Annotated in this window: 9 protein-coding genes; all 9 read right to left on the bottom strand. The window is 57.3% G+C overall.

Annotated features, from left to right (window positions below):
- Positions 1-1,126: 1,126 nt before the first annotated feature.
- On the bottom strand, positions 1,127-2,680 hold the full coding sequence (locus PAT3040_RS24745) for an NADH-quinone oxidoreductase subunit N (RefSeq protein ID WP_108994783.1): 1,554 nt from the start codon (positions 2,678-2,680) through the stop codon (positions 1,127-1,129).
- Between the two features lie 3 nt (positions 2,681-2,683).
- Positions 2,684-4,312, bottom strand: a complete 1,629-nt coding sequence (locus tag PAT3040_RS24740) for a complex I subunit 4 family protein (protein ID WP_246608430.1) — start codon at positions 4,310-4,312, stop codon at positions 2,684-2,686.
- On the bottom strand, positions 4,309-6,222 hold the full coding sequence (gene nuoL, locus PAT3040_RS24735; protein ID WP_108994782.1) for an NADH-quinone oxidoreductase subunit L: 1,914 nt from the start codon (positions 6,220-6,222) through the stop codon (positions 4,309-4,311). The genes PAT3040_RS24740 and nuoL overlap by 4 nt, the downstream gene beginning before the upstream one ends.
- 7 nt (positions 6,223-6,229) lie before the next feature.
- Positions 6,230-6,532 carry an NADH-quinone oxidoreductase subunit NuoK gene (gene nuoK, locus PAT3040_RS24730; RefSeq protein ID WP_087569476.1) on the bottom strand — a complete coding sequence of 101 codons (303 nt, stop codon included), beginning with the start codon at positions 6,530-6,532 and terminating at the stop codon, positions 6,230-6,232.
- A 4-nt stretch (positions 6,533-6,536) separates the two neighbouring features.
- Complete coding sequence (locus PAT3040_RS24725; protein WP_108994781.1) at positions 6,537-7,067, bottom strand: NADH-quinone oxidoreductase subunit J; 531 nt, start codon at positions 7,065-7,067, stop codon at positions 6,537-6,539.
- The gene (gene nuoI / locus PAT3040_RS24720; protein ID WP_087569478.1) at positions 7,068-7,520 is read right to left on the bottom strand and encodes an NADH-quinone oxidoreductase subunit NuoI; all 453 of its coding nucleotides are present in this window, start codon (positions 7,518-7,520) and stop codon (positions 7,068-7,070) included.
- 17 nt (positions 7,521-7,537) lie between these two features.
- Positions 7,538-8,548, bottom strand: coding sequence for an NADH-quinone oxidoreductase subunit NuoH (gene nuoH / locus PAT3040_RS24715; protein WP_087569479.1), 1,011 nt, complete (start codon positions 8,546-8,548; stop codon positions 7,538-7,540).
- Entirely contained in the window at positions 8,548-9,648 is a 1,101-nt protein-coding gene (locus PAT3040_RS24710) for an NADH-quinone oxidoreductase subunit D (protein ID WP_108994780.1), read from the bottom strand. Before PAT3040_RS24710 ends, nuoH begins: the two co-directional genes overlap by 1 nt.
- Before the next feature lie 8 nt (positions 9,649-9,656).
- A partial coding sequence (locus tag PAT3040_RS38975) for an NADH-quinone oxidoreductase subunit C (RefSeq protein ID WP_258235144.1) occupies positions 9,657-10,096 on the bottom strand: 440 nt, incomplete at its 5' end.

Raw genomic sequence — 10,096 nt, 5'->3', positions numbered from 1 at the left:
GGTGGGGTGGGGCGCTCGAGGCGCGGCTGCGCGTCCGAAAGCGATTGTCTATGCGTGAACCAATTGCGTATTGTATTCATTAATATTCTGCCTTTTTACGTATTTTAGTAGTCATTCGACCCCTCCATACGTAACCCCTTCTTTTAGTAGCACCAAAAAAGGAAACAGCCGAAAAGACCTACATTGCCAACCTGCTGAATCACTCTCCTCCTTTATACCTTCGTACAAGCCTCGAGGTTTCGGTCCGTCGCCACTTATTTTTTCAACTCCGTCGACCGACCTGCATTGCCCCAGCTCTCTCGCCCCCATGAAAGATGAATTCCCGTCGGAATCCCTGCCCACACATAGCAGAAAAATCACATTTAGCCACTCTCTTACGCCTCTTTCGCATGAGCCCTATCCGCCAATAGTTACTCTCATACTCAGGCTGCAACTCACACAAACTCGGTTTAATGCCCCAACTGTGATCCATCGAAATGGGTGGCGGAGGCGCGGCTAGGTTGGCTCCATCGACTTAAACCTCGAAATCCGAACGTCGCGGGGCAGTTAGGTCGGCCTCATCGACTTAAACCTCAAAATTCGAGCGTCGCGGGGCAGTTAGGTCGATGCTATCGACTTAAACCCTGAAATCCGAACGTCGCGGGGCAGTTAGGTCGGCCTCATCGACTTAAACCTCAAAATCCGAACGTCGCGGGGCAGTTAGGTCGCCGACATCGACTTAAACCTCAAAATCCGAGCGTCGCGGGCAGTTAGGTCGGCGGCATCGACTTATACCTCGGAAATCTCCCTCTCGCACCCCGCAATCCGAAAAAATCGGCTTACAGCTCCTCCAGACTCCCACTCGCCCTGCAATCCGCAAATTCCGGGGCTACAACGTACATTCCGCGCCAACAACAAAAAAGCCCCCGCTTCGCAAAGTCATTATGACATGCATAACGACTCCGCCACGGAGGCTTCCCCACCATTTACCGTTTCTCTTCCTGTGCTCTTCCTTCTTCCTGTGCTCTTCCTTCTTCCCGTTCTCTTCCGTTTCTCTTCCAGCTTCCGTTTTCCCGTGCTCTTCCTTCTTCCTGTACTCTTCCGTTTTTCTCTTCCTGCTCTCTTCCCAACCTGCTCAACTCTAGCACTATTCTACATTCATCAAATCTCCCTGGAACGAAAACACGGCGTCGATCCCCTCCACCAGCAATTCCGGATAAACGCCGAGGATCAGCGTGCCGGCCGCGCAGAACCAGATTACGATGCCGATTGCCGGCGGAATCGTGATCCGCTCTTCGGAACCGCCCCGCATAAACATCTGGCGAATAAAGCCAAAGTAGAAGTAATACGAGATTACGCTGCTTAGCACCATCGCCGCCACGATCCAGTAGGCTTTGGCGTTCGCCGCCCCCAACAGGATGAACAGCTTGCCGAAGAACCCTCCCGAGATCGGCAGTCCCGCCAGCGACAGCAGAAAGATAACCATGGCCGCCGCCGTCCACGGAGCCCGATAATACATGCCCGCGAATCCCCTCAGCTCGTCATGGCCGACCGCGCGGCTTACAACCGTCAATACCGCGAAGGCGCCGATCGTCATCAGCAGATAAGCCGCGAGATAGAAGATAAGCTCCGTCACGTTGTTGCTATGTACCATCGTAATGGACAGCCCGATCGGGACGAGCAAGTAACCCGCGTTCGCGACGCCGGACAGCGCCAGCAGCCGCTTCACGTTCAATTGCCGCAGCGCGGCGAGCGTACCTACAAGCATTGCGATTGCTGCAACCAACAGCACCGCGAAGAACATATCGTCGCCGACTCCCTTGCCCGACGCGTCGATCGCGGCGAACAATCCCGTCGAGTACAAAATGCGCAACACGACGGCAAGCGTAGCTCCCTTGGATACCACCGTTAGAAATGCGGCAACCGGCGTCGGAGCCCCCTGATAGACGTCCAGCGACCAGGCATGGAACGGCGCGGCGGCGACCTTTACGCCGAAGCCCGCCAGCATCATGCCGAAGCCGACGTAGACGAACGCCTCGTAATTTTCCACCGCCATAGGCAGGGCCTGGCCAATTCCGCTCAACTGCACCGAGCCGGTGACCCCGTACAAATACGACATGCCGAACAAAATGAACGCCGACGAAATGCTTCCCGTCACGACGTACTTAAACGCCGCTTCCGCGGATCGATCATTCCTGCGACGCATGGCGACCAATACGTAGCTGGTCATGCTCATCAGCTCCAGGCCGATGTACAGCGTCACCAGATTGGCGGAAGAAGCCATCGCCATGGCGCCGATCGCGGCTGGCAGCAGGAGGTAATAATATTCGCCTTTATCCGTAATGGCGTCGTCGCGCGAAGCCGTCCCTAGTCCCAGCAAGACGACGAGCGCCGTGCCGAGCAGGAAGATCAGCTTCATCAAACTCCCGAAGTCGTCGATCCGATAGCTGTCCCCGAGGAGCGAGAGCACCCCCGCATCTCCTGCTCCAACATTCATTTCGTTCATGCGTAGCCACACAAGCAGAGCAGCGCCCAGCAAACTTGCCAGCGTCAAACCGCCAATCCAGGAGCGGCTTATCCTTCTAGGGAGAAATAAGTCCAGCACGACCAATGCAATAAAGCCAACGCCCAGCAGCAATTCAGGAGCCATGAGCAGCATGTCGGGCCAAGTAAGAGGCAAAAATCCCGTATTGTCCGGCATGACCTAACCCCCTGACCTGGTTGCGAATAATTGATCCATAAAACCTTCGACGCTGACTCCCACCGTATCCGTCAGTACGGAAGGGTAGCAGCCCAGCAGCACAATAAACGCCAGCAGCACGATCATGGGCAGCGCCTCGACGAACCTTGCATCCCTAAGCGCCGCATGCTCCTCCCGCCTCTCGCCGAACGTAATGCCAAGCACGCTTCGCAGCATATAAGCCGCCGTCAAAATAATGCCAAGCACCGCGGCAGCCGTCACCCAGCGCATGGATTCGAACAGACCCAGCAGCGACAGCAGCTCGCCGACGAAGCCGGAGAGCCCCGGCAAGCCTAACGAAGCGAGTCCCGCGGCGAGCAGCATTCCGCTCATAAACGGCATGGATCTCGCCAAGCCGCCAAGCGCGGGAAGCTCCGTCGTTCCCGTCCGCTCATACAAGCTGCCGACGATCAGAAACAGCAGCGCGGAGATAAAGCCATGCGATACCAGCTGGACAATCGCCCCTTGCAGCCCGATTTCATTAAAAGCCGCAAGTCCCAGCAGCACGATGCCCATATGGCTGATCGACGAGTAAGCGAGCACCAGCTTAAATTCCGTCTGCCGGAACGCGAGCACGGCGCCGTACAGCAAGTTGATGAGACCAAGCGTTGCAAGCGCCACCGCCCATTCGCGCGCCTGCTCGGGAAAGAGCAGCAAGCCGAAGCGGATGAAGCCGTACGCCCCCATCTTAAGCAGGATGCCGGAGTGGATCATGACAACGGCCGGAGGTGCTTCCGCATGCACCTTCAGCATCCAGGTATGGAACGGGAATATCGGCAGCTTGATGCCGAAACCGATCAACAGAAGCACGAAAATTGTCCAGGCCATGCCGCCGCTCATCTCGAACGGATTGGTTCCGCCCGCCGCTGCGCCAGGCAGATTCACCCAAGCATTGGGATCGGCCAGATTCCGTAAAATATCGGCATAGCTTCCGCTGTAGATCATCTCCAGGCCGCGGGCCGTTTCCTCCATTCGGAAGCCTGCCGTATTAACGAGCAGGACGAAAGCGATCAGCATGAGCGCGGAACCTATTCCGTTATAGATCAGGAATTGATTCGCCGTCCTCTCTCGGTTGTAATAACCCCAGATGCCGATCAGGAAGTAAGCCGCGACCAGCGTAATTTCGAAAAAGATAAAAAACAGAAACAAATCGCGTGCCATAAACACACCCAGCATACCCGCTTCCAGCAGCAGGAACCAGGCGTAAAACGCCTTGCGCCGCTTTTTGACGTGAATGGCCGCAAGCGCCGCCATCGCCGTCACGACCGTCGTCAGCAGCAAGAGCGGCAGAGACAAACCGTCGATGCCAAGCGAATAGTCAAAGGAGAAGATGATGTCGGCTTCCTGTGTCCATTCATGATTAACGGGCACTTCCAGCCAGACCGCGTCTTCGCGGTAAGTCGCTCCCCCTTGCTGCTTGTCGAAGTCGGTGTACAACCACAGCGACAACACGATAGGAAGCAGCGTCGCGACGACGGCAACGGCGGTGATGGCGCGATGACGATTCTTGGGGATAAGCAACAGAACAAGCAATCCAAGCACTGGAAGCAGCAGCAGAATCGACAATACCGGAATGTCGGAGAGAATGCTCATGACAACAGCCTCCTTCCGATGATCGCGGCCGCAAGCACGACCATGCCGATGACGGCGGCCAGACTGTAGGTCCCGATGCTGCCGTTCTGCAGCCTTAGAGCCATCTTGCCGGATATGCCGGCTGCCGAACCCGCCAGCTTAACAAGGCCGCCAATGATGTATGTGTCGAAGGCGCCCAGCAAGGTGCCGAGAGCTCGAAGCCCTCTTACGAAGACGAACTCGTAAGCCTCGTCTACGTAATATTTACGCTCCAGCAGCCTTGCGAGCCAAGGCGCGGCTTCCTTGACGACGGCGGGACGAGTTCGGTCTGATCCGTAGAATCGCCACCCTAGATATATGCCTGCTGCCGCCACTGCGATTGACCCTATGATGGCAGCCGGGCTCACATGCGCAACCGCTTCTTCGCCGGACAACCAGCCGCCAAGCCAACCGTTCCATGGCGTTTCGACGAAACCCGCGGCGATAGCCGCGAGCGCAAGCACGACAAGCGGCAAGGTCATCGTACGAGGCGACTCCTTCGCCCCTCCCGCTCCGCCGGCTCGAACGGTCGGACTTTCCAATCCGCCCTCCGAGCCCGTTTTCGGCTTGCCAAGGAAGACCAACACGAACACTCTCGTCATGTACAGGGCCGTACACAACGCCGCCGCGAGACCGACCGCAAAGAGGAAGAGATTTTGCTCCAGCGCGACCGCCATTATGGCGTCCTTCGACCAGAAGCCCGCCAGCGGAGGAATGCCTGCCAGCGCAAGCGCCCCGACAGCGAAGGTCGCCGTCGTTATGCGCATGCGGGCGTGCAGCCCGCCCATCTCCTGAATATTCTGCGTATGGACGGCATGGATAACGCTGCCTGCGGCGAGGAACAATAGTGCTTTGAAGAAGGCATGCGTAAAGAGATGGAAGATGCCGCCCGTCCAGGAACCAAGCCCGATCGCCATAAACATGTAACCAAGCTGGCTGATCGTAGAATAGGCCAATACGCGCTTGAGATCGTTTTGCGCGAGAGCGATCGTTGCGGCGAACAATGCCGTAAAGCCTCCGACGTAAGCGACGACATCGCTCGCGAACAGGGAAGCCTCAAAAATGGGAAACGTACGCGCCAACAGGTAGACGCCGGCGGCCACCATTGTCGCGGCGTGAATAAGCGCGCTGATCGGCGTAGGTCCCTCCATCGCGTCCGGCAGCCAAACATGCAGCGGGAATTGTCCCGACTTGCCCACCGCGCCGAGGAAGATAAGCAGCGCGATAACGGTCGTAATGCCGGTGGCGATGATGCCTCCTTGCCCCTCGAAGACGCTTTCTATCATCGTAAAGCCAAGCGCATGATCCGGCATGTACCAGAACAGGAGCAGAATGCCGATCAAGAGCGCGGCATCGCCGATTCTTGTCACGATGAAAGCTTTCTTGGCAGCCGCCTTGGCGGCCGGTTTCGTATACCAGAAGCCTACTAACAGGAAGGAGCATACGCCGACGAGCTCCCAGAAGATGTACAGGGAGAGCATATTGTCCGACAGCACCAGCCCCAGCATGGAGAAGGTAAACAGGGATATGTAACCGTAGAAAACGGTAATTCGTTCGTCATTTTTCATATAGCCGGCCGAATACACGTTGACCAGCAAAGCGACGAAGGTAACGACGATAAGCATCAGCGCCGTCAGATTAGTCACCTCGAAGCCGATCTCTAGGGTATAGCCGCTGATTCGGATCCAGTCGAAGCTATAGTTGTAGTCGACCGCATCCTGCCCGAACCGTTCCACCAGCACCAGCACGGACATCGCGAACGACGCCAGCGCGGCAAATGTGCCGATTATGACGCCGGCCTTGCGGTAATTCCGCCCTAGCGCCGTGAGCGCCAGAAACGCGGCAAGCGGGATGAGCGGAATGACCCAGGCCGATTTCGTATAGAAGTCCATACCCGCTTCACCTCCTCATGGCATTCATATGTTCGACGTCCACGGTGCCGCGCGCCCGGAAAAGCGCGATAAGCACCGCTACGGCAACTGCGGCTTCCGCAGCGGCGACCGTAATCGTAAAGACCGAGAAAATCTGTCCCGTCAAGGACGGGACGACTCCATACTTCGAGAAGGCAATCAAATTCAGATTGACCGCGTTCAGCATCAGCTCAAGAGATAGCAGGACAATAATGGCGTTGCGCTTGGCGAGTGCGCCATACAGGCCGATACAGAACAAAATTGCGGCAAGCGTCAGGTATGATGGCAGCATATCGTTATTCCGCCTCCTTCTTGGCCAGGGAGATGGCTCCGATAAAAGCCACGGTCAGCAGAACGGACAACAACTCGAAGGGCACGATATAGCCCGTGTAGAGCAGCTCGCCGATCGCTAATGTGTTGTCCGTTACTGCACCGGGCGCCCCGCCTGCCCCGGCTGCCCCCGTCTCCGGTATGTCCGTCTGGCGGATCGCGTAGAACAGCAGCCCGAACAGGCTGAGCGCCCCGACGGCGGCCAAGGTCTCGTGCAGCGGGCGCACGGGCTCCTTCGCCGCGTTATGTTTCGTCATCATGATGCCGAATACCATCAGGATCGACACGGCGCCGGCGTAGATCAGCACCTGGACAAATGCCGCGAATTCCGCGTCCAGCAGCACGTACATCCCCGCAAGGCCAAGGAAGACGGCCGCCATGGATACAACCATATGGACGACCTTCTCCAGGCTGATCATCAGCACGGCGCCTCCGATCATAATGGCGGCGAAGACGAAGAAGGCGACAAATGGTCCGTTAACCTCCACGTTAAACAATTATTTGGCGCCTCCTTTGGCCGGAGCCCCGATGTTGTTGTTATCCTTGCGCACGAGCGTGTTGTTGTCCGTCAACCACTCGGCGTCCTTGTACAAGTCGTCCCGGCTGTACGTCGCGAGCTCGAAGTGGTTCGTCATGACGATGGCTTCCGTCGGGCACACCTCCGTACACAGATCGCACAGGATGCATATTTCGAAGTTGATATCGAAAGTGTCGATGACCTTGCCCCGCTTCTCGGGATCCGGGTTCGGCTTGCCCGTCAGCGTAATGCAGTCCGTCGGGCAAATGCGGGCGCATTGGTTGCAGACGATGCACAGCTCGGGGATGAAGTGCTGGATGCCGCGGAAGCGGTCCGGCATATGAATCGGCTCGTCGGGATAGGATGTCGTGACCTTCGGCGACGTCATCGACTTCAGCGTGACGCCGAGGCCTTGCAGCATTCCGCTTAGCATGGCGATTCCTCCAATCGTTATTTGACGAACAGCTCCAGGTACAGGGCCGTCAAGAACACGTTAAGCAGCGCGACGGGCAGCAGCACCTTCCAGCCCAGCCCCATCAATTGGTCGATGCGCACGCGCGGGAAGGTGGCGCGTATCCAGAAGAACGAAAAGACGACGGCGACGAACTTGAGCAGGAACCAGACGAGACCCGGCACGAAATCAAGAAACGGCGCCGGAGGATGCCATCCTCCCAGAAATAAAACCGTAGTCAGTGCCGCGATGGCATAGACGTAGACGTATTCGGCAAGCATAAAAAACGCGAAGCGGAAGCCGCTGTATTCGACGTGATAACCGGCCACGAGCTCCGATTCCGCCTCCGGCAGGTCGAACGGCGTCCGGTTTAGCTCCGATACGGCCGCGATATAAAAGACGACGAAGCCGATAATCTGCGGCAGAAAATTCCACTGCCAGAACCAATCTCCCTGCGCGGCGACGATGGTCCTCAGGTTCAGGCTGCCGCTCAGCAGAACGACCCCGACGACGGAGATAACAAGCGGCACCTCGTAGCTGATCATCTGCGCCGCCGAACGCATGCCGCCCAGAAGCGCATATTTGTTGTTGGAGGCCCATCCGCCCAGCACCATCCCCAGCGTCGTAATGCCGGACAGCGCCACGTAATAGAGCAGCCCCACGTTGAGATCGGCAAAATACAGCTTCTCTGTATACGGAATGACCGCAAGCACCGCGAAGGCCGGCACGAACGCGAGCGCGGGAGCCAGAATAAAGAGCAGCCGGTCCGCTTTGCGGGGAATCGTATCCTCCTTGATCAGCAGCTTCAGAATATCCGCGACGGTCTGCAGAAGTCCCAGCGGTCCAACGCGGTTGGGACCAACGCGAAGCTGCATCCAACCGATGACCTTTCGCTCGTAATAGATCGCATACGTGACGAATCCAAGCACAATGAGCAGAAACACGACAGCCCAGATGAACAACACGAACGCGTTGCCCCAAGTCATGCTTTCGTTCAGCCAAGCTCCCATCAGCAATCCACCTCCCCGACCACGATATCGATGCCGCCGAGAATCGTAATGAGGTTCGTCATCGTCTCTCCGACGAGCAGCTTGGGCAGGATACCCAGGTTGACGAAGGAGGGACGTCTGAATTTGAGCCGGTACGGCTCAGCCTTGCCTTTGGATACGATATGGCAGCCGATCTCGCCCCGCGGCGACTCGATGCGCACATAAGCTTCTCCTGCGGGCGGACGAATGGCTCTTGGCACCTTGCCCATCGTCTCGCCATCCTTCGGAAATTGCGCGACCGCCTGCTTTAGAATGCGGAGGCTTTGCCGAATCTCCTCCAACCTGATGCGGTAACGGTCGTAGCAGTCGCCGCTCTCGCCGACGGGCACGTCGAATTCGAACCGGTCGTACAGACTGTACGGCTCCTCCTTGCGAAGATCCCATTTCACGCCCGTGCAGCGCAGGTTGGCGCCGGACAAGCCGTAGCTGATGGCCGTATCCGCGTCATATCGACCGACGCCTCGGATGCGCGCCAGAAAGATCTCGTTGCCCGACACCAGCTTGTCATATTCCTCGAGCTTCTTCTCCATATAGGGGATAAAGGCTTCGACCTTATCCATCCAGCCGGGCGGAGCGTCCCATTTGACGCCGCCTACGCGCATGTAGTTGTAGGTTAACCGTGCGCCGCACAGCTCGTTAAACAAATTGATAATCATCTCGCGGTCCCGGAAAGCGTACAGAAACGGGCTCATCGCGCCGATGTCGAGCAGGTAGGTGCCCCACCAGACGAGGTGGCTGGCCACCCGCTGCAGTTCCATGACGATCAGACGGAGAAATTCCGCGCGAAGCGGCACTTCCAGCCCCATCATTTTCTCTACGGTATGGACGAGGACATAATTGTTGGTCATCGCCGATACGTAATCCATCCGGTCTGTATAAGGAATGATCTGAGTATAATTCAAATTTTCCGCGAGCTTCTCTGTCCCTCTATGCAGATAACCCATAACCGGAGTCGCTTCCGTGATGACTTCCCCATCCAGCTTGACTACGATCCGGAAGACGCCGTGCGTGCTGGGATGCTGGGGTCCAACGTTAAGCAGCAGTTCCTCTGTGCGGATCATGGTAGCGGCTACACCTCCGAATCCAGTGGTTCGTAGTCTTTGCGAAGCGGATGCCCTACCCATTCGTCCGGCATCATGATGCGCCTCATGTCGGGATGGCCGGGAAAGTCGATACCCAGCAGGTCATAGATTTCGCGTTCGTTCCATTCGGCCGATCTCCATACCGGCGTTGCGGAAGGCACCGACGCTCCGTCCCGATCCGTTCGGATCTTTACGGCAACGACCCGTTTGCTTGCCAGGGATAACAGATGATAGACCACTTCCAGATGCGTCTCGTAATCGACGCCGGTAACATTGCGCAAATAATCGAAGCGCAGCTCGTCATGCTCCTTGAGCAGCAGAGCCGTCGCCGGCCAATGCCCGCTCTTGATCACAAGCGTGGGCATGTCGTCGTTCAGCTCGTTTAGATACGCCTCGTCCAGCGCATCGTCCGCCACTTCTCTGCGCA

This window comes from Paenibacillus agaridevorans, from assembly GCF_003112455.1.
In the GTDB taxonomy this organism is placed as follows: Bacteria; Bacillota; Bacilli; order Paenibacillales; family Paenibacillaceae; genus Pristimantibacillus; species Pristimantibacillus agaridevorans.
This window is presented reverse-complemented; position numbering and strand designations above follow the sequence as displayed.